22 protein-coding genes are annotated in these 26,181 nt (G+C 32.2%); 5 read left to right on the forward strand and 17 right to left on the reverse strand.

Annotation, left to right across the window (positions count from 1 at the left end):
• Positions 1-51: 51 nt before the first annotated feature.
• From ACGK9U_RS09130 to ACGK9U_RS09140, 3 genes are read right to left on the reverse strand one after another with little or no spacing between them, the layout of a single operon-like run.
• Positions 52-2,457, reverse strand: coding sequence for a TraG family conjugative transposon ATPase (locus tag ACGK9U_RS09130; protein ID WP_394466066.1), 2,406 nt, complete (start codon positions 2,455-2,457; stop codon positions 52-54).
• Complete coding sequence (locus ACGK9U_RS09135; protein ID WP_394466067.1) at positions 2,444-2,728, reverse strand: hypothetical protein; 285 nt, start codon at positions 2,726-2,728, stop codon at positions 2,444-2,446. Before ACGK9U_RS09135 ends, ACGK9U_RS09130 begins: the two co-directional genes overlap by 14 nt.
• A 34-nt stretch (positions 2,729-2,762) precedes the next feature.
• Positions 2,763-3,050, reverse strand: coding sequence for a hypothetical protein (locus ACGK9U_RS09140; RefSeq protein WP_394466068.1), 288 nt, complete (start codon positions 3,048-3,050; stop codon positions 2,763-2,765).
• 195 nt (positions 3,051-3,245) lie between these two features.
• Here ACGK9U_RS09140 and ACGK9U_RS09145 point away from each other — a divergent pair, with 195 nt between their 5' ends.
• On the forward strand, positions 3,246-3,884 hold the full coding sequence (locus ACGK9U_RS09145) for an N-acetylmuramoyl-L-alanine amidase (protein ID WP_394466069.1): 639 nt from the start codon (positions 3,246-3,248) through the stop codon (positions 3,882-3,884).
• Between the two features lie 882 nt (positions 3,885-4,766).
• Here ACGK9U_RS09145 and ACGK9U_RS09150 read toward each other — a convergent pair.
• From ACGK9U_RS09150 to ACGK9U_RS09200, 11 genes are all read right to left on the reverse strand, one after another.
• The gene (locus tag ACGK9U_RS09150; RefSeq protein ID WP_394466070.1) at positions 4,767-5,636 is read right to left on the reverse strand and encodes a hypothetical protein; all 870 of its coding nucleotides are present in this window, start codon (positions 5,634-5,636) and stop codon (positions 4,767-4,769) included.
• On the reverse strand, positions 5,630-9,475 hold the full coding sequence (locus ACGK9U_RS09155) for an ATP-binding protein (protein ID WP_394466071.1): 3,846 nt from the start codon (positions 9,473-9,475) through the stop codon (positions 5,630-5,632). The genes ACGK9U_RS09150 and ACGK9U_RS09155 overlap by 7 nt, the downstream gene beginning before the upstream one ends.
• A gap of 47 nt (positions 9,476-9,522) precedes the next feature.
• On the reverse strand, positions 9,523-11,721 hold the full coding sequence (locus ACGK9U_RS09160) for a TPR end-of-group domain-containing protein (protein ID WP_394466072.1): 2,199 nt from the start codon (positions 11,719-11,721) through the stop codon (positions 9,523-9,525).
• Positions 11,714-11,914, reverse strand: a complete 201-nt coding sequence (locus tag ACGK9U_RS09165) for a hypothetical protein (RefSeq protein WP_394466073.1) — start codon at positions 11,912-11,914, stop codon at positions 11,714-11,716. Before ACGK9U_RS09165 ends, ACGK9U_RS09160 begins: the two co-directional genes overlap by 8 nt.
• A 173-nt stretch (positions 11,915-12,087) precedes the next feature.
• Positions 12,088-12,744 (reverse strand): hypothetical protein, encoded by a 657-nt coding sequence (locus tag ACGK9U_RS09170; protein ID WP_394466074.1) that lies wholly within the window; start codon positions 12,742-12,744, stop codon positions 12,088-12,090.
• Between the two features lie 981 nt (positions 12,745-13,725).
• On the reverse strand, positions 13,726-15,105 hold the full coding sequence (locus ACGK9U_RS09175; RefSeq protein WP_394466075.1) for an RNA-binding domain-containing protein: 1,380 nt from the start codon (positions 15,103-15,105) through the stop codon (positions 13,726-13,728).
• Positions 15,106-15,202: 97 nt separating this feature from the next.
• Entirely contained in the window at positions 15,203-15,865 is a 663-nt protein-coding gene (locus tag ACGK9U_RS09180; protein ID WP_394466076.1) for an ATPase, read from the reverse strand.
• Entirely contained in the window at positions 15,862-16,401 is a 540-nt protein-coding gene (locus tag ACGK9U_RS09185; protein WP_394466077.1) for a hypothetical protein, read from the reverse strand. The genes ACGK9U_RS09180 and ACGK9U_RS09185 overlap by 4 nt, the downstream gene beginning before the upstream one ends.
• Positions 16,402-16,430: 29 nt before the next feature.
• Complete coding sequence (locus ACGK9U_RS09190; RefSeq protein WP_394466078.1) at positions 16,431-16,709, reverse strand: helix-turn-helix domain-containing protein; 279 nt, start codon at positions 16,707-16,709, stop codon at positions 16,431-16,433.
• Between the two features lie 274 nt (positions 16,710-16,983).
• Positions 16,984-17,823, reverse strand: coding sequence for an RteC domain-containing protein (locus ACGK9U_RS09195; protein WP_394466079.1), 840 nt, complete (start codon positions 17,821-17,823; stop codon positions 16,984-16,986).
• A gap of 25 nt (positions 17,824-17,848) precedes the next feature.
• On the reverse strand, positions 17,849-20,254 hold the full coding sequence (locus ACGK9U_RS09200) for an aminotransferase class I/II-fold pyridoxal phosphate-dependent enzyme (RefSeq protein ID WP_394466080.1): 2,406 nt from the start codon (positions 20,252-20,254) through the stop codon (positions 17,849-17,851).
• A gap of 201 nt (positions 20,255-20,455) precedes the next feature.
• Between ACGK9U_RS09200 and ACGK9U_RS09205 the strand changes: the two genes are divergently transcribed.
• The 4 genes from ACGK9U_RS09205 to ACGK9U_RS09220 all read left to right on the forward strand — a co-directional run bounded on the left by ACGK9U_RS09205 (position 20,456) and on the right by ACGK9U_RS09220 (position 22,760).
• Positions 20,456-20,833: a hypothetical protein gene (locus tag ACGK9U_RS09205; RefSeq protein ID WP_394466081.1), complete on the forward strand. Its 378-nt coding sequence runs from the start codon at positions 20,456-20,458 to the stop codon at positions 20,831-20,833.
• Positions 20,834-20,916: 83 nt separating this feature from the next.
• Positions 20,917-21,900 (forward strand): helix-turn-helix domain-containing protein, encoded by a 984-nt coding sequence (locus ACGK9U_RS09210; protein ID WP_394466082.1) that lies wholly within the window; start codon positions 20,917-20,919, stop codon positions 21,898-21,900.
• A 102-nt stretch (positions 21,901-22,002) separates the two neighbouring features.
• On the forward strand, positions 22,003-22,440 hold the full coding sequence (locus tag ACGK9U_RS09215; RefSeq protein WP_394466083.1) for a MauE/DoxX family redox-associated membrane protein: 438 nt from the start codon (positions 22,003-22,005) through the stop codon (positions 22,438-22,440).
• A 77-nt stretch (positions 22,441-22,517) separates the two neighbouring features.
• A complete protein-coding gene (locus ACGK9U_RS09220; protein WP_394466084.1) occupies positions 22,518-22,760 on the forward strand; it encodes a DUF6520 family protein in 243 nt (80 codons plus the stop codon).
• 89 nt (positions 22,761-22,849) lie between these two features.
• Here ACGK9U_RS09220 and ACGK9U_RS09225 read toward each other — a convergent pair whose 3' ends face one another.
• The 3 genes from ACGK9U_RS09225 to ACGK9U_RS09235 all read right to left on the reverse strand — a co-directional run bounded on the left by ACGK9U_RS09225 (position 22,850) and on the right by ACGK9U_RS09235 (position 26,173).
• A complete protein-coding gene (locus ACGK9U_RS09225) occupies positions 22,850-24,202 on the reverse strand; it encodes a TlpA family protein disulfide reductase (protein WP_394466085.1) in 1,353 nt (450 codons plus the stop codon).
• A 5-nt stretch (positions 24,203-24,207) separates the two neighbouring features.
• Complete coding sequence (locus ACGK9U_RS09230; protein WP_394466086.1) at positions 24,208-24,675, reverse strand: protein-disulfide reductase DsbD domain-containing protein; 468 nt, start codon at positions 24,673-24,675, stop codon at positions 24,208-24,210.
• Positions 24,676-24,739: 64 nt separating this feature from the next.
• Positions 24,740-26,173 (reverse strand): RagB/SusD family nutrient uptake outer membrane protein, encoded by a 1,434-nt coding sequence (locus tag ACGK9U_RS09235; protein WP_394466087.1) that lies wholly within the window; start codon positions 26,171-26,173, stop codon positions 24,740-24,742.
• Between the last annotated feature and the right edge of the window lie 8 nt (positions 26,174-26,181).

The following is a 26,181-nucleotide window of genomic DNA, read 5'->3' on the forward strand; positions in this document are numbered from 1 at the left end:
AATGCTTTATTTTAATACTTTTTAATATTCAGTATTGGTTAATGATTCTTATTATTGTTTTTTGATGATGAACTCCTTAATCGCCTGTTCCATGCTTCCATGTTTGTTATAGAGGTTCATAATGATTTCACTTTCACTACCGTCGGTCAAGTAAGCCGCATATACTTCTTTGGGGACTTCCAATCTGAAGATGTTACTCTCCTTCCCTATTTTGATAAACATTTCGGTGTACTTTCTAGTACCTACCAAGTTATTACGTATGGATTTCAGTTGGTTCAAATCATGGCTCGAAAGATGCAAGCGCTTTTGAAGCTCATCATACCCTTTTTCATTTCGTAGACTATAAATAACCTGAGTGTTTTCCAAAATACTGGCCGATGTGGAATTATTGGGTAACTGGTTGATGGATTGCAAAATGATACCAATCGCACCGTTTTGCTTCCTAATAGCTTGGTAATAGAACTCCACACTTTCCAATACATTTTCAAACTTTAGTTGTTTGGCAAACTCATCAAATAGAATGATGCCTCTTTCGGCTTTGTTTCGCCAAATTGTGCGCTGAATGGCAGATTTAATAAGCTTCAACATTACCGAGAGAATTTCCTTGTTATCCTTAACTTCATCGAGTTCAAAGACTATCAATCGCTTATCTTCTATTTTATAGGTTTGGTCTTCACTAATATTGAACAGAAAACTGTACAATCCAGTTTCCACATATTCTGAAAGGATATGCAGAAAATTATAGACACTGAAATGTGCTTCTTGGATGTTTAGTGCTGTTATGAGTGTTTCCTTTTCATCATCCACAAATTGATATAGACTTGCCAGTGAATGGGCTTGCCGTGTTTTAGCATAATACCGTAGTAATACTTTCTTCATGGCCACCTGCTCTGCTTTGGTGGTTGTTTTGCCCGAAGCCATCAGCTCCAATAGAAACATTGTCAAATCCTCCAAACGTTCTGGTGTTAAATCGGCATCACTGGAAATATAAAAGGGATTGATGCCTAAATTTTTTCCTTGCTCATATTTTAAAATGATGTGGTCTTTGGGATACAACTTGGCAAATTTAGAATAGGATCCTCCCAAATCGATAATGACCAGTCGAACACCGGCCTCAAAATATTGCCTTAGGATATTGTTGGCCAAAAAGGATTTCCCCTCGCCCGTTGGAGCAAAAATGGCAAAGTTCCTCGCTTTGATGCGTTTTTTTTGCTCATCCCAAACATCTTTAAGTACAGGAATATTATACTGCCGGTCATTGAATAGGATGCCCTTGGTATCTGAACGGTAGTTAGTGTTATTGATATATAGACAGAGGGCATGCTTTAAATCGGTAACATACAAATCCGCATTCGAAAAATTGGAAGCAAAACAACAAAAGCTATTCAGGTAATAGTGCTTCCGCTCCTCGCCTTTGGGATAATAGGGTACAATATCAAGTTCCTTGAATTCTGCTTTTATTTTAGATGCTATTGTATTTAATGCTGTGACTTCGCGCGACCAAAAAACAATGTTCAGATGCCCTCGGATGATCCGTGAGGCATCATCTTCATTAATTTGGTTCACAATGTCCTCGATTTTTTTTAAAACTACTTTGTTCTGTGTCCCGAAATTGGAACTTTTGTTGAGTTCCTCTATTTTCTTCTCCAGTAGTTTTCGCCATTTGTGCTTATCATCTAAATAGATGATTTGGTTGATGATATGGTTTTCATTGAGATTCAATCCCAACCCATCAATAAAGCCTTGGTGAAATACAAAATCATCGGAGGTAAATTTATCATTCGTTTTACTGCTCTGTACGACATCTCCAAAGCAGAGTTCACTATTCACTGCCAAAACATCAAAATAGTTTTCCCCAATTTCAATATTTGATTTTTTGAGCTGAATATCGGTATCAAAACCGTCATTAAAACCATTGAAATAAGCTTCTGAAATAGATCGTATTTCAGTCTCAACCATTGGCAACAAAGATACCTTCCGGCTGTTATTGATAAATGAAACCGCATCGTTTACGGCTGTAATAAATGCTTGTACGTTTTCATCTAATGCCTTGTAAATTCCTTTTTTTATATGCCGAAACGGATTGGTAAACTTGGAGGTATTAAGCGCTTTGTTTAATGGTAATATAAAAAATAGATAGGAACTGTGATTTAGGCATTCCCTACCTTTAAAATAATTGTAGGTAGCCTGTTCTAAAAAGCTTTCATTTGGAATATTATTGGCACGATATGTTGCCTTTTGGTAAATATCCTGTTTATGGATAGCGGTACCTGTTGGGAGGGATTTAAATCCCTGAAACCAAGCGGCATGAATTTCTTCAAAGTCGGATTCGGACAAGGTGTACACTTCGGGCAACTCTACCTTATAACATAATACCACATTGCCATTATTTGCAAATAAGATATGGTCTTGGATATCCAAAATGGGATGGTATGTTGCAAGATTAATAGCCTTCATAATACAAATGACTTTGTTTTTTATTACTAATGGATTGTGGAAACACCTTTTTAAAATGCATTAAGGATGGGTTTTTTATAAAGTGTGTCAAAACGATATACAACATACCATTGAACAGAAATACCATGATGATGACCAAAAAACTAAAGGAAAAAATGATAACTAATAATGATCCTATAACGGCGGTCATCATCAGAGCAAACAATGCTATGGGCAATCCCATAATTGTTGCGCGCTTTCTAATATTTCTATAGATTTTAAAGGTTTTCATTGCTGTATCTTATTCATAAATGGTATATAACAACTTATACTACGATGCCAATGAGATAGGTAAAGATGCCTACAACGGCACCAGCTATTAGTACAAATACAAGCACACGAGTGATGCCCTTTTTCAAATCGGCATTCTCTCCAAAAAAATGACCTGCATTAAATAGAAAACCTACCAAAAATATAACACCCAAAATGATGGGGAAAATGGTTCGAATGGTATCGGAAACATCATTTACAGAATCTTCAATGCCTCCAATCTGTGCAAAAATGGAAGTTGAAATAAAGCCCAATAGCAAGGTTAAATAGATTGATTTTTTCATAAGAATAAAAATTTAAGTTTTTAATGGTTTCGATTCTTTAAAATTACAATATATTTACTTTCAAATACCTGATTATCAATATTTTATATAAATAATATTATTTGATTTCAATTGTTTTTAATTGCAATTAAATGGTGTTAAATTTTATGATTTTAGATGCAAGAAATACACTCAATTATGAAAAGTGACTTAAAAATGAAGCTCAAAAACGTCGTATTTCTTCTATCGATGCTGAAAATGTGCTTCCTTTTTGGTCAAAATTTGGATGCACGAAAAAGAATTGTTATTGATGTGGGGCATGGTGGAAAAGATTCTGGTGCCATTGGCATAAATGGTATCCAGGAAAAGGATGTGGTCTTGAATATTGCCAAGGAAATTATTAGGCTTAATAAAACGATTTTAGATGATCGAATGGATATTTTTTTGACCAGATACTCTGATACGTTTATTGCACTTTCTGATAGAAGCCGATTGGCTAAAGCTTTAACGGCGGATGTGTTTGTGTCTTTGCATTGTAATGCATCTCTAAAATCCTCAAAAGGCATTGAAGTTTATGTGCATAATTCTGAAAAATTGCATATTAAAGAATCCATTGCTTTGGGGTTATCAATTTTAAATGAAAGTTCCAGTAAATTAGGGTTCGAGAAACGAGGTGTGAAGTTTGCTGATTTTCAAGTCTTACGCGAAATGACTAATTTTTGTCCAACTATTCTTGCTGAATTGGGGTTTGTGACCAATAAAGATGAAGCTGATTATTTTTTGAAGCCTGAAAATATACATGCCGTAGCTTTAGTTATCTTATTAGAGATATGTAATTATTTAGGTGTGTTTTAATTTGTGAAATAAATTGGAATTATACATAAGAATAATTATAGTACTAATGTTATCATAAGTAAAATAGCGAATAGAACTTTTTCTGTTCTATTTTACATAGTTGCAGATATGATGCCTTTAGGTTCATATCGATAGCAATTATGTAACAGCTATTTTACGACCAGCAGTTTGTTAAACATTCGTAAGCTATAATGTAGTATTATGTAAAATATCCCAGAAGCATTTGTTTTCATAAGAATAATTGGAACTTGGGTCATTAAACTTATAAGCGGTTTGCTTCGCAGAGCTTTTTAAAACATTATGTATCTATAATTAGCCGTTATGTAAAATAGCCGCTACCAAGCGCTCGATTGTTTTATAAAATCAAATTGCTCTTGCAATTTATTTTATACACAATTATCCATCGCTTGCCAACGCCAAAATAAAAGCTAACCTTTTTGCTCTTATTAAAAATCGCGTATTCGATAAAATGTACGTTATAAAAAATTTTACGCGATTCTCGTGGATTGCCACAAGAGTATAAAATTTTCCCAACCGCATTATCCTTGCTTAAAAATTTCTATACACTTGTTTTATTATTCTTCCAATTCAACTTTTCTTTTTAATGCGTTATCTTTTGTCTTGAAACAAAAGAAACAAAAATTCAAGGCTGCATAAACTTTTGGAAACAATTTACGGCTCATTCGCTATATTTTAGGAAACATTACAACGCGTTAACATTGCTTTGAAATCCCTTGTATACTCTTATAACTCTAAAGAAACTGTATTACTAAACCCCTAAAATATGTACGCTTACTTCACCTTATTGTTTTACCAAAATTTTATGAGGCCAAGTTTAACATCGAGATTCTATTTTACATAATATAGAGCTTTAATTTTATTTCACATTGGAACTTTAGTCCTATGATGAGCTAATTTTCTTTGAAATAGATTTAAAACAGATTCAGTAAGTAGCTTTGTATTATTTAAAACATCTTGGACGAAATTATTAAGAACTAACTCAGAAACCATACCTCCTCCAGAAGGCACAGGAAAGCCACCAGTACTTGAGCTATCATAATTATTTATAACATATTCATTAAATGTTGAATCAACCGTTAAGTTTAAAGAATAACCATGAATATAACTGTTTCGCAGAGAATTAATTTGAGATAGATACTGTTCCAAATAAGTGCGATGAGAGCTTAACCAAAGATAAAACTCATCATTTTTTCTATAATCTAATTCAACAAGATTATCCCAATAAGAAATCAAAACCTTTAAGTGTACACTTAAATGTGGATTTCTGTTTCCAAATACAACTCTTTTTTTAATTAGTATTTCTATGAGTTTTACAAGATTTTCATACAACGTTGCAATCCGCAATATGAATAATTGAAATTTCATATCTACTACTTCCTTGTACATATGAGAGTCTATAATTTCGATTGTCTTTTTTATTACTCTTGTTCCATAATTAAATTCAGTATCTATCAATTTAGTTCCAATTAGTCGATTGAAAATAATAATGTTTTTATCATATTCTGTACCAAAATATGTATGATAAATAATCTCTGCTTCTCTTAGTTTTAATTCAATTGCTTCAATAATTATTTGTACATCTTGAATTCTCAATTTGTCTTTACTCTGAGAACCACGATTAAAAATATCGTGTAAGTTCTGATCAAATAATCCGTTTCCTTGCTTAATTATAAGTGAGGATATAATTGAGTTTTTTTGAATTGAATAATCTGTTAGTACTTCTCTTACCATAACTCCCCTCCTTCTTCATCTCTGTCTCTATCTATATTAGATTGAACAGATTTCAACACTTTAATAAAAAAATCTTTAACCTTTGGGGAACTTAATTTTGCTTTTCCTAAAGTATTCTCCAACAATTCTTTTAATTCTAAATCTACTGAAAATGGTTGTCCAGGGCTTCCTGATTTAACACCTACATTTGTTAAAGCAATATAGCACTGAGAATTAAACTCCCCAATTTGTTTATCATCATAAAAATTCTCATTGCAAAGTTCTAAAAGCTTTACAATCAAATCTACAAAAGCCTCATTTTTTTGTTCAAAAACTGATAGTGAGTGAATGATATTCAGTAACCTATCATAACTTAAACTGTACTCATCTATTAATTTTATATAAGTAGTTTTTGTAGTATCGTTTATGTATTTATTAGTCTTAAATAAATCAATTATATTCTTTACATAAAAGTGTTCATAAGATTCAAAATTCATAGAAACAAACCAATTAAGAACATCTGCGAAAGATTCTGTTTTTTGTTTATCTGATAAATTTTTTGTTATTACGTTACTTCTATGATTAGGTACATATTCATACCCTAACAAACTTTTTTTGTTTTTAATATATTCCCGCTTAAAAAGAAATCTTTTTTCTAGGTAATTAAGTACTTCTTGAAACCCATCCAATAAAATTATCTTATTTAAGAATCTTTCTACTGTATAAGGGATATTTAAATGGATAGTATGCTCAAAAAGCAAATTTTTAATCTCGGAAAAGCACTCTTCTTCAATAGGATCAAAAGCCAAAAACATTCTATCAAGGTGGTTTTCATTACATACTTTTAGAAAGTTCTTTATTTCATTTTGAGCTATTTCCTTATCATAAAAAAATAAAGTTGGAAGAGTTAATGCTAAATTGAAGTAATTTTCAACTTTAGAGTTTTCATGCAATAAAACAATCTCGTCAATATCTTTGGGCTTTAATATTTTTCTAGAACCATATTTATTAATCATATTATGTATCCCTAGAGAATTGTAAACATTTAATATACAGTTATTAGCTTTAAAAGTTTCTTCTTTTTTTAGACTATTAATGTATTTCCAATAAAAATTTTCATCCTTTTTGGAAAATCTTAATTGTCTCAGTATATCAGAACAATGATCAATAATAAAGCTTTTATTTTTGCTCCATAGATATTCAATAAATTCTTTGATTTTAGATGAATTAGAAGAAATTGAATGCAAAAAAGGATAGAAATTATGTGGAATATATTCACTTTGATCTATAACTTTTACAAGAGCATCGCCTAATTCAATTCCTGAATTATTATTGATCAGTTCTATAGATTTGATTTTAAATTTTTCGTTTTCATCATTTAACTTTCCATCAAATTTTGGATTAAACAAATCGAGTAATGTTTCTGCCAAATCATTGTCAGAAAGATTAATTACAATTTCTTCAATTATTAAGTTAAATGTTTCATTTATTCCCCAGCGTTTAAACCAATAAAGTTGATCCTTTACAAATTGTTTTTGTTTTAATTCTAAGACATTACCTGTGGAAATTTTAAACAAAAAATCAAGCACTATTTTAACTTCAATTTTTCCTTTATAAGTTTTATTTCTATTTGCTAATATCTCTCTGGGAATATCTATAATTATTCTAAAAACTTCTTCTCTTAAATTAGTATCTAATGTGTTATGAAAAACTCCAATTAACAGTTCTATTGCTTGCTTCCTAAGAATTGTAACATATTCGTTTTCAGGAATATATAATGTATATATTTGGATAGAATGCTTTTGATATAAATGTGATTCTGTATCTGTATATTCTAGCTTTAAAATAGAATTCAGTGTTTTTAGAGCAAAAAACTTAAAATTGCTATTTTCTTTTTCCAATTCATTTTTACTTGCAACAAAAATTCTATTCTGTTTTATACAGTTAAAACCATCAAAACGGTCACTCTTTCCAAAATTTGCAATATTTGAAACGATTCCATCATCATTTAATATTAGGTATAGTTTTCCGGAATAAGTATAGGAATATTCATAATAATCTTCTAGCTCAAATAATTTTTTTAGAATGTTTTTTAAGTTATTTATAACAGTATCAAAAGAGTAATTCTTGTGTTTTACAGATTTTTGAAACTCATCAAATAATGGATGATTTTCATTCGAATAAATGGAAAGAACTTTTCCAATAGCATTGGACGCAAGCAATGGCATTGAATAAGTAATTGAATCTATAGTTTCGAGAGTTTTTGCAAGAATAACATTTTTAGAGCATGTGTCAATTCGCGCAACATATTCTATTAATAGATTTTCTAAAACAGTATTATTCTCATCATGCTGATAAACATATCCAATATTTTTTATAATATTATTAATGAATCCACCATATTCAGGGAGTTTTAATTTTAACCAATTTTTATTAGTTAAGGCTTCCTCTAAAATTAAATCACTATAAATATCAGGTTTAATCATTTTAAGATATCGTCCTGATAGAATATTTTGATCTTGTAGTGCTTGTAGTATTAATTCAACTTCTTCTTCAATTACATTTTCAGTACTAGCAATTTGTTGAATCAAAACGTTATCTTCTATCTGAACGGGCTCAATAAGTGTAATTAGTTTGACTACTTTATCGATTGAACGTTTATGTATTTCTGCATCCTTACTTACAACTGATGAAAAATTCGCAAAATGCATTTTGACATAAGTTTTTAAGAATGCATCTTTTTTAATATTAGCCAACGGTGTACCATCTTTAATAACCTTTAATAAAGTCATTATCATAATCGGTACACCATGAGTTAGTTCAACAAAATATCCAAGATATTTCTCTATTTGATATCCATTTAATTCCCCTTCCAAAAAATGAACAGTTTCTTCTCTTGATAATTGAGTTAATTCAATATATTTTATTTGCTGAGTTCTATCTGTAATATTAATTTCGTTAAGTAAAGCTTCTAAAAAATAGCTTCGGACTGTGAGTAATAACTTAACATTATTCTCCTTAAAACCTTTTACAGTTGTTATTAAGTCAGCTAGTTCTCTTTGATCAAATTTATCTGCATCATCAATTAATACTACATAGTTTTTTTCTCCTATTAGTGCTTTTTGTAAAACTTCAAGATCAATTTTGTGATTAATTATTACTAATCCAACCCAATCCTTTCGATTATCTATATGTTTTTGAAAAAATTCAATACAAAGCCTAGTTTTTCCTATCCCAGCTTCTCCACTAATTATTGCGACCTTCTTAGAATCATCACTGATAAAGTTTGCCAATTCTTTTATCTTTTCCTCGCGGTAATAATATCTATTGGATAATTCATAAGAAGCTTTATTATCCGAATTCAGTTCATCTTTGAAGAAATCAGAATATTCCTGTATTAAATATTTCGTCTCATTTGTATACCATGATTTAACAATCGGATGATGAGATAAGAGAGTATTTAATTTTGCTCCATCCCATATTTCAAATACAATTCTGTTTGCTGTTATTTTATTGGCTTCATCAATGAGTTCTTTTTGCTGTTTTGGGCCTATGTCTACATTTGTAATGAATATGACATGAGTTTCGTCACGAATATTTTTATCAAGATCTTTTTTAATTTCACTTTTAAGATTATTTATTGAGGCTTGCCTTCCAGATTCAGGGCTTCTGAATTTTGCTTGAAATCTCCATTTACCATGATTTTCATCATACTCACCTTCAAATAAACCATCTATTCCTTGGTCACTACCTGGCGCACTGAACGGAACATAGCTTTTACCAAATTCAAAACTTAACAAATCATTACAAAAGGATTGAAATTTATCTCCGTCAAATTTTGTCCAATTAATGGTTCCCATTTTATTTTACTTATTGTTCGTTATTCTTTTGATTTTATATATCAAATTTAGATGAAAATATTATTTAAAGAATCGTCATCTTTTATGTTTTTAAAGTCTTCATTAGTTAAGATATCCTCTTTAGATAAGTCTTCTCCATTATCTATAGCCTTTTTTAAATATGAGGTTGTTTCTTTTACATCACCAATTAATGCATATGCTCTTGCAAGTTGTATTGCACAACTCTTGTTATTAAGTGAATAACCTTTTTGTAAAATACTGATTGCTAATTTTATAAAACCCTCTTTTTTGGAATCAGCTAAAATTTTGTATTTTTCAATATAAGCAAGTCCAAGATTGAAATATGAATTTGTATGTTTATCATCTAATTTAATCGCTTCCTCCAAAATCAAAATCGCATTTTCCAAAGTGTCTAATGCTTTTTTATCTCCATTTTCTTTCAATAAACGAAATTTATAAATTAAACAATTCCCAATATTATTTAAAATTTTAACTTCTGTCTCATTAAAATGTTTTCCTGCTTCATATTCTATAAGTGCTTTTTCACAATATTCAAGGCTTTCATTATGCATTGATAACATCATATACTTATTACCCAACCTGTATTTTATTTCACTATTTTCTCCATATTTATTTTCTAATTCTTTTAGAATTTCTATTGATTTATCATAATGTGATTGAATGTTTTCTTCATCAAAATCGCCATATTCACCAAGTATAGAACTGTATAATAAACTATGAGATAGTTTATTATTTTTTTGTATTGCAATTTCAATATACTTAATTGAGTTTTCAAAATATTCTTTTTGATTCTTCGTGGAAATGTATGCCAATTCCAAATAACAAGTTGCCAACTTTTCATAAATAGTATCATCATGAGGATAAAGTTCTATTGCTTTTTTGAAGTGATCAATTGCATTGTTAAGAGAAACTTCTTTCATCTCTATTTTATCTTCGTGAAAAGCAATATCCATTTCAAGCATTCCTGAATTTGTAAATACTTCTAACATCGTAGGTTCATATATTAGAGCTTCTTTTAATTCTTCTAATAATTGCCTTCTAACGTCATTATTTATTGTTTTTTTGAACGTTACTAACTCTAATTTTGACACAGTTCTATTAAGATAATTTCGACCAAAAGTTGAATCTATAGAAATCGCAAGATCATAATAAGGTAAAGCTGCGTTCATGATATGTTCACGCTGTTCAATAGGCTTATCCTTTGCAGATCGAAAAGTATTATTAGCATAATTATATATTACAACCGATAAGTTTCTTACTAGATATTGTTCTCCTGTAGCGATAACTCGATTTTTTAAATCATCAAAGTTTATACCGTTTGGTCGTAGTTTTTCATTGTAAGACTCTATTTCTTCAAACAATGAGTTATGTATATCACTTGTGGATGTTAAGCGAATATTCATAGCCTCTATAAATCGATCAGTACCATATGCGTTTTTTATTTTAATAGAACTTCCTGAAAAACTTTCGAAACCAATTAATCCTTCTTCAGGATTTCCAATAATAATTATGGGCTCTTTAATATTAGAAAGTTTACCTTGTATAATCTTATTTTCTTTATAAGCCATTTTATGGCTCTTAAGTAACGAGAAAAACTCACTAATAAAATTTAGAGATTCTTCAATTAGTGGAAGCAAAAAATATTCAATACTTATTGACCATTTCAATTCACCATCGATTACAATTTCTTTACCTTTAATTACAATGAACTTATCATCTACTAATGAATAAGAAGAATGTGCAAAAGCATTTCTTATTCTATTATAATAAATAGATTGTATTTCTTTTATAAAATTCCCGAATCGACATTGGGTTGCGTGATCATATAAATGCTTTAATTTATCTGTAGGTGTTATGTCATCTTGATCTATTCTATTGTATAAATTTGGTTTATAATTTAGACCAACTGCTGTGGCAACTCTCAATAAATTACCCAAAACATTATATAGTTCGTCCATTTCAAAAACATGCCCATATAGTAAAAGACCTAATCGAGTTTTAGTATGCTTATCAGATGCTTTATCCATAAGCTTTTTAATATCCTGGATTGCACGTTCACTTTCATAAAGATGCGAAAGGAATCGCTGGTCTCCCATACCATTATAGCCTATTAGAATATTAATAAACTCAAATTCATCTACTCGTTTGGCTACATCAAAAAGTCGTTTTAATTCACTGATTAAGTTCTGATTGGTCATACTCTCTTTTACATTAGATTTATTCAATTAGATTTAATTGCCTTTGAACAACAATACCTTCATGGAATTCTGTATAATTGCTATTATCTTGGTAAGTTTCAAAAATATTATCTGCCATAATATTTGCAATATCTTCATTGTTTGCATATAAAAAAGCTTGTAATAAGACCACTAGAGCACCATCAATGATGGATACAACTCTTAATTCATATTTATTCATATCTATTATTTTAAAAATTTCAAATGGTTGTTAGACTATAGTATCAACTATAATCTTGAGCTAATAAATAATTATAGGGAGAGTTTAAATCTACAAAATATTGTAGGAATTATTGTGAGGGAAAACCGTAAAGTAAAACAAAGTTTTTAACACAAATGACTTTATTAAATAAATCAATTACTAAAATAATCGAAATTCCAGGTTATATGTGATTTACCATTAAATTCTAGTTCCATTATCTTGTGTTGTACACCAACTCTATGAGCTGCACCTACCATTAAAACAGCACTATTAAATTTATTTTCATGAAAATATTCTTGAATTAATTTTATCCAGTGATTTTCACGATAATTATTCCATTTAACCCATTTGACATAGTCCAGAGAAATTTCTCTATTATTTTCTTTAGTAACTATTTCTCGTTCCATTAATGCTTTGTCAAAGTTAATTTTATCGTTTTCTTTACTATTTAAAAAGCAATAACCCTTTTCGTAAGTTTCATCGATTTGAATAAGCACTGCATTTTTGTAATTCTCCATTTTTTGTCCAAATAAATCAAACATATCATCAATGCGGTTATCATCTACAGCCATTCCATAAATATCAACAGGAATTATTTTAGTATTGCTTTCTTTTAATAATTCTCTAATAACTTTAATTTCTGGAGTATTGAAATTCTTTTCTGCCGATAACATATCAGGAAAAATTTCGGGAGGAGCTTCACAAAAAACAACTTCTGGAGATATTTGTTTAACAATGCGCAATAACTCTTGAGATGTACAAGCTTCAACTTCTGTATGAAAGGTTCCTAAAACTATTACGGTGCTCATAAATTTGTTTTGTATTCTTTTGGTCAAATGTTAGACCAACTCATGTTTTATTAAATTTTTAATAAAATCACTGACAGAAATTCAAACAATACAAGAAAAAGATGTCGCTATGTCATTAAAACATCCTTTTCTTATCCATTTCACACATATTACGCTTCCCTCCTACGTCGTCGCATAAAAAGTGTTCCATTAACTTTAGTAAAAGAAACTTTTGAGAATAAATTTTTTAAAGAAACTATAGTAACAACTTTCGCTTTTAACCAAAGCTCAAGTTACATAACGCAGAACATTATAGTACAAATGTATTGTTTAGTCAGTAATAGTGGTTTATCCATTTGATAGCTATAATTTAGTATTATGTAAAAAACCGCATACCAATGTCCTAGAATACTTTTTAAAAACTTATCCTGTTATACATTAAAAGCTTTAGCCATTATATTTTGTTCCTTTTTGGTAATACCTATTTTATCAGCTTCATGTTTCCAAGTTGAAACAACAGCTTTAACTTCGGTTATTATGCTATCCATTTGCTCTTCTGTTAAGCGAAAAAAAGCACAGACACTTTTTTGCCAAATCATAATTCAGCACATTGTTATCTGTATTGGAAATAGCATTTACTTTTCTTATCTATCATTTAAATGATTGTTATTTCATACAAATACACTGATTATGATTGAAATAACAATCTTTTTATAGTTTAAGCCTTCTAATAGAAACTTTATTAATAAGTTGAATAATGTAAAAGCCATTAAAATCCTGACGGATTAAAAACAAAAATTCTAGCTAGCATAACCAGAAAAAAAATTGACAATGAAACAAGCACTCTTTCAAAATTATTAGAAATGTACACTAAAGCCAAAGTGCTTGATACTGAATATAATTTGAAAGATAAGATAGGTTATTTAATTTTAGATACTATGCTTTATGGAAATGCAAAATAAATTTTCATTATATCAATTTACCACCCACCTTTCTACCCACTTAAGGAAGTATATAATTAATTTTCCAATAGCCACCTTTAGCACTACCAACTCTTTCAATAAGACCTAAGTCTTTTAGGGTGTCTAGATTATTATCAATGGCAGTGGCACTTAAGTCAACTTTCTCTTCAAGTTCTCTTTTAGAAATTTTACTGTTTTCATGAATAGCTTTAATAATATTAACTCTATTATCAGTAAGATTACCTACCCACTTATCTACCCACTTATTAAAATCAAAAGGTCTTCTAACAGTTACTGTAAATATTCCTTCAGTATTAAATTCAGGTTCAGTTAAATCAGCTTCAATCATTAAATCTCTCATTCTGCTAATACCAGAACCTATTTGCTCAACCATTCTTATTCTTTCAAATAGACCAAATATTAAAGGATTTCTACTTAAGCTTCTTTTACCAAATTCATTTTTGGGAATACCACTAATTAAACCACCAGGGTTAGAAATCTCAACGCGATCATTAAACACTTCAATGGTAATACGAGCTCCTTTATCATAATAATCTCTATGAGCAAGAGCATTAATTATTGCTTCTTTGAAAACTGTTTCTGGAATTTCCCAAATTTCTTTTCTTGGTTGAGAGCCTTCTCCTTCAATATCATATCGAATATTTAGTTTAGATTTTATCCAAACCATAGCCTGAAGAAACTGTCGATATAATGTGCCTGACATTGTTTGGTCATCCACAATATATCGTTTGTCAATACCATCAAAAGCGACACTACGAATGACTGCTTTTTCGAAAAACTGCTCTGGATTTTGAGCAAAAAACAAAGTAGCTCCATTTTTCAGAAACCCTTCATTAGTAATCAACTTTAAATTGTTAAAAACCTGCTCATTTGAAACCGTTGAACTCAAACCTGCCAACTCTTTAAATTGATCAATATTTTTATCAGGAATGTCTTTAACTAAATCAATTTCTTTGCATGGTGCCTCGTCAAAATAAATGCGATCTGCTTGTTGGAAGAAATCCCTCATTTCTTCAACTGTTGTTAGCTTTTGAGAGTTTGGACCTTGACGCACATAAATTGCTCCAGAAAGCACATAAGGTTTATTTGCACCTGAAGGCACTTCTATTACCACGACATCTTTAGCATCAATCTGTATGGTATAAATTTCACAATGCAATGCTGGTGTTAATTCATTGATAGAATTTTGAAGTGCAGAATGTTTTGCATTATTAAAAGAAACACCTTGAATTACATTATTATCATCAACTCCAATAAAAAGCACACCACCTGAAGCATTAGCAAACGCACAAATTTCTTCGGTAATCTCCTTAACCTTACTTGGAATGCTTTTTTTGAATTCGACATTGTATCCTTCACCAGAAGCAATAAGTGACTTTATTTCAGTGCTATTTAACATAAATTAGTTGATTATTAAGATTAACAAAGCTATTGAAATTGTTTTGTTTTTAAATCTTTATATTCCAATTTTGTCGGTGTTATGTCGGTGTTATGATTTATTTTCTCTTATCATAACTTTCACTATCAAACGCAATCAAATTAAATAACTCCCGCATCCGGGAACGTACACGATTCCCATATCTCTCCTCCAATTCCTGAGCGTTTAGGTTGGATGTAGCATGCGTTTTAACCTTATGTTCTAAAAATAATTCATAACGTGACAACAGGATTTCACCCATAACATTACAATCCTTTCCATAGTGTCTTCCGATAGGTTCAACCCCCAAATCATCAAAACAAAAGTAGTTGGTGCTGCCATAATCTTCGATGGTCTTATACCCCACATGATTAAAGCCAAACACAATATTTCTAGTTGGAATCAATTTGTAAGCTTTTTGATGTGGCACAATATGCCTGAGCAATTTCATCAAACTTGTTTTACCACAGCCAACAGGACCTGTTAACAGAATGCCCTTATGAATGTCAATATCCAACTTTTTACAGTTAGCTTCGTCCTTTATGAAATAATTACATAACTTAAACAGGACATCCCTATCTTCAATTACTATTTTAAAACCAGTTCCAAAAAGTAACTTTCCTTTTGCATTCAAATAAGTAAGAATTTCATTAAAATCATAAACGATTTCATTGCCCTTAAGTTCCCCTAACTTATACTCCTTAGGGCCCTCCAAGATAATATGTGGACTTTTGGTATTCATAAAGGCTCGTTGTAATTTTTATCAGTACTTGTCCTCAGGTTGTCCTCATATGGGACAGCTGTATTTTGTTTATCCTCTTTTTCAGAATTTTTGGAAATTAAATTTTTTATATTTTCCGGTTTGTTTAAGTTTTTATTATTTTCTTTAGTTTGTATATGTTTGTTTATACGTACCAGTGCTTGTCCACTGCTTGTCTCGATATTGGTACGACTTTGGTACAGAGCTTGTCCAGTACTTGTCCCAAAATCGAACATCTTGATCCTGCTTCCCTTAAACGGATTGTGCGAAGGTGTATATAGAATGTAGCTCCAATGGCTCAATTCCTTGATGCAACGATGGTAGGTGCTCTTCGATCCAATCTTGGAGAACGACATGACTTCTTCACGATTGATATAAAATTCAGTTTTAAAAAAGTGCATATTCCAAAACTGGAACAAAGCGATGTATAGGCTAATATGCGTTGGGTTTAGCCTACTGTCCAAAGAAAATTGCAAAAACACGGTATTAAGATGCTTGATGTAATTGATGTCTTCCATATGTGGATTAGATTTCTATCCGCAAGGAATTAAAATTTGTTATGGATTCTATTTTTTTCCAATACCTGCATGATTTCCTTGTAATCATAATAAAGCACACCGCCTACTTTGGTATAGGGCAATGTTCCATTGATGCGTAGATTCTGCAGGGTTCCTGGAGAGATTCCCAACAGATCCCTGACCTCTGGTGATTTCAACCATTTCTTGGATAGCTGTCCAGACTGGTTATTAAGTAGTTGTTTGATGTCATCGATCAGTTCCATTTTGAACTCTCGAAGGTCTTCGGTTGTAATAATTGTTGCTCCCATTTGTAACAGTTTTGTTTAAAAAACAAAGCCGTCGATTATCGAGATAATCTTTAGACGACTTTGCCCTGATTTGACTTTCGTGTTACAAATCTGAGGCTCTATTTTTAATTTTTATCAATAGTCAGCCCCAAGGTGGGAAACTTTTATTATCATTAATTTTGAATGGATTTGCGAAAAATAATCGGTTATATACAGGTATTTAAAATTCAATTCAAAGTAAATAAAATGGGTATAGAAATCAGGCGTGTTTTCCCAACTTGGGGTCAACTTGGGATTATTCATCGGACTCTTCAAAACGCCTTAAAAGCAACTCTATTAACTTGTCCAAAAATTTAGTTTTACTACACTTCCTTGCCCTTATTTCAATAAAAGTATGGTAATAATTTCCTAGATCTATATTAAAGAGCTGCTCAAACAATAAGGCTATTTCTTTTATATCTGCTGTACCACTGTTGATAGCACCGCTGCTTTGCAATGCATAAATGAGTTCAATTAATTCTGTTTTACTTCCCGTCCAGAAAAGTTTTGAAGTTTGTTTCATGGTATTTGTTTTTGGGTTATCTACATCCGATACCAGTTTTTCTATCTCTTGCTGTAAATACACAATTAACATGTCAAAAGCCATTATGGTAGCCACAGTGCTATCTTGACAGGTAGAAAACTGTTCATCTACAAAAAAATGAAACGATTCTGTTGGTGAGCGTAGGTCTGACTGCCCCCTTACAAAATATTGTTCATCTAAGGTCGTTGCACCTCGACGGTAATAATGATAGAATTCCAAATTATCATTAAAATACACCTGCAGTTTATTGATTTGATTGTTCAAGTATTTTACCTGGTATTTTGAACTGCTCCTAGGGCGCTTACATTCTATATTATATAATTTTACATAATAAATGAGTTTACTAAAAATCTGTGGCTTGATGTGCTTGAAAAATAATATTTCGTCCTGAGTAGATGGAAAGCCTTTTTCAACCACCTTCCTACGGAGGGTTTTGATACACTTTTCAGTGTGTGTAATACCTGTTTCCGCTTTATATAAAATATCTTCATGCCGTGATTCCAAAGTTTCTAACTTGGTCTCAAACTCCGATATTAATTCTTGGTATTCCATACATATACATCCCTCAATCTTTATGTTATCTATGCCCTTCCAATATACCCATGAGTTCTAAGGTATAATTATCCGATGTTTGTATATATGCAAACTTTTCCTCTACTATCGCACCAAGTTTACGTTTCTCAAAGCCAGCGGTCATTCCCAAATCAATTCGTTTGAATCTCAGTGCTATGGCTCGTTTGATGGTTTGATATAACAATTGTCTATATGTGTAAAATGTTGAGAGGTATGCGTAATCCATCCCCACAAATGAGGGCACATAGGTATGGTTTTCATTATTGTAACAAAGCATCACACCAATCATTTTACTTGGATCTTCTAGTAAACTAATGGTTATAAACTCCCAATTTGAATGGTCAGACATAACTTTGAACAGTTTATCCGGAAAGGAAAAGGTATTCAAACCCAAATTGTTCTGATGTACATTGGCATATAAGGTTTGTATTTGCTTCAATTGGTTCTTGCTACAACTTTTTAAAACTTCAATATGCAATAAAGGCTCATAAGCAAGTATTTCCTTTCTTAAATGTTGTCTGTTTCTTGAGGATAGCCTTGACCCATAATCTTCTATAGTTTCATTTTCCACTAAATCAATTTTACAGGAATCGGGCATCTGTACTCGCACAAAACCCTGCCCTTGAAAATAGGGGTGTAATGTTTCCTTATCTGAAAAGTCCCGAAGCACTACCATTTTTGCATCATATTGTCTTTCAAGAGACTCTATGGATTGCATCATGGCATTTAAAGCTTCTTGTTTTAATGGGTGGTCTTCATTGATATAGAGATGGTTACCTTCAGTAAAAAGCGAACCCATACTCAGTACCTCAGAGGTCAGGAAATAGGGGTTGGATATACGCTGATTTTCAATAGTTTGCGATGCACTGATATCAGCCAACATGTCGTCTTTCCAAAGACCTATAGTAAAAAAGGTTGCCAGTATTGGCTTTTGGTCTTGGTCGTAAACAACCAAATATTTAAATTTCCAATTGTGCTCCCTCAAAGAGTTCTCACTAAAAGCGTGTTCTAAAAACTGAAGTCCCTCCCAATCACAAACCCCCTGTTTTCCAACCAAATTATTCCAAATATTTTTATCAATATTTCTTATGGAATCCTCAAATTTCACGATTAGTCCATTATGTATTTTATCTTCCTTTGTAGCTTTAACATCTAATTTAAATGCGTGAAAAACACGATTTGAATTGGTATAAGTATCTTCAAGTGATTTTGGAAAATGATATACCATAGCCTCCACCAAACCCTTGATTTCCTCCTTTTGGTTGTGTCTGGATATGGTAATACGAACGCCTGTATTTTTTACGGGAACTGCTGGAAATATGCCAAGATTAACATAAAACCCTTCTTTCATTAAGCGGTTAACGAAATTATAACCTGTTTTGGGCATGCCTGTGCCAATGAAAAATACAGGGGAGATATTCCTATCAATGAGAGGAAGATTGGTTTTCTCCAGGAGTGCATTAAAATACTGTACGCGGTCTCTTAAATCATTTTGAAGGTCATAGATTTCAGGTGATAAGTGGATATCCGCCGAGGCAGTGGCAGCTGCCACTGAAGCAGGTTCCAATTGTGCTGAAAAGGTCAACGGTCCTCCGAATGTTTTTATCTCTTGGTACATCTTTTTATTGGAACACACCAAAACAGCACCGCTTGCTCCAAAGGTTTTGCTTAGGGTTCCAAATAACAATATATTTTCTGATAGCTCTTTGAGTTCGCTCAGCGCATAACCCGTACCGTTTTTCCCTATCCAGCTCATGCCATGTACATCATCTATATACAGATTTAATTGTGGATATTTTAAGCTCAATGTTTTTAATTCCTGAATAGGGGAAAAATCACCATACATCGAATAGATACCATCTGCCATATACCAAATCTTTTTCCGTTTATCGGAAAGCGATTTTATCTTATCCTCTAACATATTTAAATCATTATGGCGGATCATATCAATAGGAACACTTCTATTCTTTAAAACTTTCGCTGCACTTTGCACACTCCAATGTACCTGATGATCCAATATGATGGCATCCCGGTCATTAACGGCATTAGGAATCACACCCATATGTCCCAATGTACTGTTCTTGGTAATGATTATGGGATTTTGGTACATAGCTGTTATTTTTTCTTCCAATTGCCTGTAGAGCGGATTGGAAATATAGGATTTAGAAAGCGGGAATTGTGTTCCATATTTTGATATAGCTTCAATAGCTGCCTCCTTCAATCTGGAGTCTTGTTCAAGCCCTAAATATCCTGTAGTGCCAAAATGAAATAATTGTCTGTTATTTACACCAATGGTACGTCCTGTAAATGCTTCCCCTTCAGCATATAGATGCATAATCCCCTCTTGTTTCGCATCTGTAAATACCTCATGTACTGTGTCTAAAAAATTATTGTGTTTGATTTTTGCCATTTGATTATATTTTTAAATTCCTATAATTTAACATCATTTGAAGGAAATTGAGACATTGACTCGTTCCATAATCCCTTAGAGTCAACTTTTAATCCTTTTCAGACAAACAAAACCCCGTATTAAGAAGACCTAAACGTTATAAGGTCAATCATTGTGTTGATTATTTCGTAAGTTTATAATGAAAAACCAGTTTTCTAGACCATGCGAAATTATTTTGAGAATGACTATACATCGTATAGGTTCCATAACGATGTGCTACATATTATATACCATCAAGGTGTAAGTATTGATTTGAATGCTGCCGTACAAATAGTCAAGGATAGACTGTTTCTACATGAAGGCAGAACTTTACCCATTCTATGTGATATTAGGGGCATTAAGGAAATCAACAAATCTGCAAGAGCCTATTTAGCCATGGAAGGCTCAACCCTTATAAAAGCCGTTGCTGTTATTGTGGAGCCCCCAGTTTCTGAAATGATGTCTGAATTTTATATCCGAACAAGTAACCCTACCATTCCAACGCAATCTTTTGAAAACCTAGAAGATGCCATGGTGTTCTTAGGTAAATTCATGGAATGAAATTATTTCTAAAATCAGTAAACTATAGCTATTTTTCATAACCAAAGTCTCTCACATTAATAAATATTTTGAATGCTTTAAATGTGAGTACCAATAAAAAACATAGAATACAGCGGATCAACCAAATGCTATTGGAAATGGCTTCTGGAAATTTCTTCTATCGCTTGGAACGTTCATCCAAAAATGATAATCTAGAAGCCATAAGTATTTCCCTTAATATGTTGGCAGAGGAAATTCAGGAAACCTTGTTACACCAAGGGTATGTGAATTCGAACCGACCCATAATGGAAATTATCCAAATGAGTTTTGTCCTTGATGTTGAGGGCTGTATTGAAATCGTAAATCAACAGGCTTGCAATATCCTAACTGTGCTTCATGCCGATATTATTGGAAAACCAATCGATGCTTTTTTGGAAGATCATTCTAAAAAAGCATGGATAAAGACTTGGAATCTACTCAAACAAAAAGATTTTCAGGATCTTTCATTGGAACTGAAATTTATATCCAAGAGTGGGTTGGTCATTCCTAAAATCTGTTATATTACCACTTTTAAAGGCGAAGATGCAAATTCAAGAAAAACATTGATATCCGTTATACACCATACTACAAGTCAAGATGATTTAGAACATGATTTAAAACAGCGTGTCATCCAATTCTCAAGTACTGAAAAGCAACCATCAGATGACACTCAAAGTAATAACCAAAAACAAAAAATCAGATTGACCTTTGAGGATATCCACAAAATACGTGAAGGTCAAAAAATCATTATCAATAATCTTGAAAAAGACTTTCCTTCCCTAAAAGATTTTGCACTTCAATTGGGCACCAATGAATTCAAATTAAAATATGGGTTTAAGGAATTGTACGGAACGACCGTACATCGGTTCTTAATGGAAGAGCGTTTGAGAAAATCAAAAATGATGATCCAGTTTACGCAACAATCCTTAAAATCCATTGCGCAAATGACAGGTTTCAAGAGCATCGCCCATTTTTCCAGAACTTTCAAAAAACGTTTTGGTTATACGCCTAGCGACCTCAGAAAAAAATCCTTTGAAGAGGATAAATAAGAGCATTAAATTACTGAAAACCAATTAAATCCCTTACAGTCAATTTTTTATCCTTTAAGATAAAATACAATTAAGGAACTTTACCATATCAAATCAAAAGATATGGATCGTTCGAAAACATGTTACCTAATTGTACCAAAAATTATTGGTCTTTTATTCATTATGCTGTTTGTTTATGCGGCAACCAGCAAACTTGTGGGTTTTGAACGCTTTCATTCACAATTGGCCAAATCACCTTTTATTTCTACTTATGCCAATTGGATTGCTTGGATGGTCCCCATAGTGGAACTATTCATTACAGGGTTGTTCCTTTTTCCAAAAACTATGCTATTGGCATTTTATAGTAGCCTTGCATTAATGACCCTATTTACCAGTTATATATTCTTGGTTCTGAATTTTAGCGATTCGATACCGTGTGCCTGTGGTGGTGTGATATCAAATTTGGGGTGGAAAGCCCATTTTGTTTTTAATATCGTCTTTATAATACTTGCCTTTATTGGAATCATCATAACTCGAAAACGGAATAAATTCAATAATTAAAATATAACTACGTAGTTTCAGGGGAAGACCGAAAACCTGTAAAAAAGAGTAGGTCATTAATTTAAAATCAAAACAATATGAAAACTAAAGTTTTTAAATTCGTTCTTCCGGTTTTTGCCATTTTAATGGCAATAAGCTTATCGTTTGCTGTGGAAGCAAACAAAACTAATCAAACTGGTTATTATGACCACCCTACTTTTGGGGCGACCCCTGTAACTGTTGATTGTGATGCGCCTTCTGGACCACAATGTCTATTCGGACAATACCCAGTATATGAAGATGAGGGATTACTTATACCATTGTATAAAAATATTCCTTAAACCTCATAGTATGTATTTATTGAAAAGGTGTCTAAAATTTAGACACCTTTTCTTGACTAACTCAAATACAAGTATTTCACAATACTATTCTAATTCAAACCTAAATACCTCTGTATTAAAGGTTCAAGACGAACTCCACGCGCATTCTTATCAACAACTTTCCCTTCTCTATCCAATAACCAAACAGTGGGCAGTGATGTGATTTTATACAAAGAATGATAACTTACCGTAGCTTCAGACCCTTTGTCTAACCGCTGGGGCCAATCAACTTTTTGCCTTTTGAGAATTTCCAAAACATGTTCTTTTTCAGAATCCCCATTTGCAGCTATACCAATGACTTCGAACCCTTTATCTCTATACTTATCATATAATGCTTTTACATCTGGCATTTCATTAATGCACGGACCACATCTTATGGACCAAAAATCAATTAAAACGACCTTACCGCGCATAGTCTTTAAGTCAATTTTGTTTCCGTCCATTGAAGTGAATGTCATCTCTAAAGGCTTGGTGACTTCAAAACCCCTTAAAGCTTCCAATGCCTTTAGATTTTCTTTTGCCATGGTATGTACTGCTTTAATTCCTTTTTGATTGGCATTAGAATTGTTAGAATCTGTTATTTCAAGAAAGTACTGCAAATAGGTTTCTTTCAGTACAGGCGAAAGGTATTGACGTGAGACTATGGTAATCAATTGCTCAATAAATAAAGCCATTTCCTCTAAATCAGGATACTTAAACAAAAGTGTTTTCAGACGTAACCGAAAGGATTCCCAATAATACGTATCAAAGCGTTCCCAATAAGTGGATTCCATGGTATTTTTCTGTAAATTCAAATATTCATATAACAATAGGGCTATCCTTAAATCACGCCCCATTAAACTTATCTCTATTTTTGCCTTTTGTTCAAGTGTTGCATCAGATTCCAAAAACTTCACTACTAATTCATTGCCTTTTTTTAACCACCGGTCTCTGGCAGCCATATCTATTGGTAAGGCACGCAATTGACTTAGAAAAAAATCCCTATTTGTTTTCGTTAATTTTGAATCTTGATTCAAAACCAATGCCGTACTATCGGGAATTTTATTTGATATAAACTTCGGCTCGAATAAATAATGAAAAAAGTATTTGAGTACATCATAATAATGTTTATCATTCGGGTGCTTATCCAAAAAAGCTTCAGCCAATTGCAATCGCTTTTTTTCTATCTCATCTTCAAACCTTCTTTGTTCTAAAAAGGTTGAATTATAATACCTATCAAGTTCTTTAGGAGATTGGCAGAAATAGGTTTTTATTGTATCTACTTCTATCCAATCCTTTTCTGCTTGAGAGTTTATTTCAGTTCTTTTGTTCAGATTCGAGATGTCTTTATTATTTTGCGGGCAAACACAATATGGTAAACATATTTGTAGTGCATAAAAGAGGATGATCGATTTTAATGTCATTGCATTTATTTTATGGTTTGTATGTGAAACTTGAAATCATCTGCCTGCATAATGCATTTGCCGTCCATAATATTGCACATTTGATATTCATAAAACCCCTTAATCAAAGGATTTTTAGAAAGTATTTTAACCTTTTGCCGAAATTCTGCTGTATTCTCAAAATAGTTTACATACACTTCAAAAACAGGGTCAAATTCCTTTTGCGAACCTATTGGCACAACACTTTCCAATAGCTTAAAACTGGTATGGGGGTCAAAATTGAATGTTGTGGGTAGTGGTCCCAATGTGTAATCTTGGATATTGCTGTACAAATGCCAGTTTTTTTCCAATCTTATGCTAAAGATGAGTTCCACTGTCTCTCCTTGATGAACAACTTTTTTAGAAAGCCCAATGTTCCATTGTGCTGGAGTCAGAATTTGTGCAGACATGGTTGCTGCTCCTAACAAAAAATGTAGTATGGTTATTATTTTCATGATTTTGTTTTTAGATTTTTTAGGTAACTGTTATTGGGAAATTTTTAGAGATAGTTCTATCCAGTCAATAACCTGAATTCTGTGGTTTTAAATTAGGATTGATTTCTATTTCTGTTTCCGGGATTGGCATGAGAACATCAGTGGCTTGCCAATTTACTTTAAGGGGACTTAGGAGATTGCCTGCTAATCCCGTCCGCTTGATATCAAACCAACGATGCCCTTGTTCTGTAAACAATTCTACATTGCGTTCTTGTAATATGGCTAAAAGCAACTCATTTATTGTAGATGCTGTTGTGTTTTCCAAACCGGCACGGTTTCTAATAACATTTAAATCTTCTTGTGCACCAGAGATATTTCCTAGATGGGCTTTGGCTTCAGATCGGATTAGGTACTGCTCTGCCAATCGAAAAATAATAGAATATTCCAGGGAAGCTGTTTCACTGAAAATAGCTTTGTATTTATTCGCATAGTACAAGGTCGTCAACCCATTACTACTGGTTTTACTGCCTGTCCAATTCGATCTTCGCAAATCTCCAGATTCAAAGGCATTCAACAAACTATTGCCCAACGCATAGGTTTGACCGGGAATAAACCTAATGACAAATTGATTTGCTTCATAAGTATTCCTATCGGCAACTCCATTAGGTTTCAATTGCCATATAGTTTCAGTCGAGCTTTTTAAAAAAACCTTGTTTACATTTAATTCCAAACTAAATGAACTTATAAGTTCATTAGCTGTAGTTGCCGCCATTTCCCAATTTTCTGTATAGAGATAAATGCGCGCCAAAAGCGCCTTCGCTACCGCTTGATTTGGTACAACACGTTCCCCTGTTAAGTCGTTGGACTTTAAAAGGCTGATGGCTTCGGTAAGGTCTGCAATGATATTTTCATATATATTGGTTACTGGCACACGTGACACTGTATTATTTTTTAAATAATCAGTGTCGGTGATATAAGGAATATCCCCATGAAGATTTACAAGCAAACTATGAGCAAATGCCCGAATGAACAAAGCCTGCCCCTTAAGGTGTGCTTGATCTTCTAAACTTATGGTTCTTGAATTTTTCAAACCCTTGATTATATCATTGCTAGCATAGATAAGGTTATAGGCATGGCTCCACCAACCCGATAATATGGTATTGGACGCTGTGACATTATGATTGTACAGTTCTAGGTAATTGGTGTTAGAACCATAATAATCCAGTTCGTCTGAATAAATTCCCATTAAGGCACTCAATCCAAATTTCCCTGAAATCATACCCTGTTCACGTATTTTAAAATAAATACTTGCCAGTGCAGATTCTACTGTAGAAATATCTTCAAAAACGGTTTCAGAAGTCAAGGTGTTTTTTGGTGGGTCTATTTCTACAAATTCCGTACAGTCTGTTACCACTAATATTAAAAAACATACCAATGGATATTTTATAAACCTAATAGCATTATCACGCAGATTAAACCGAGAATGTATTCTGTTATAATTATTTTTTTTAAGTTTCATAATTCTAT

It is taken from the genome of Mariniflexile sp. HNIBRBA6329 (genome assembly GCF_043558645.1).
Lineage (GTDB): Bacteria > Bacteroidota > Bacteroidia > Flavobacteriales > Flavobacteriaceae > Mariniflexile.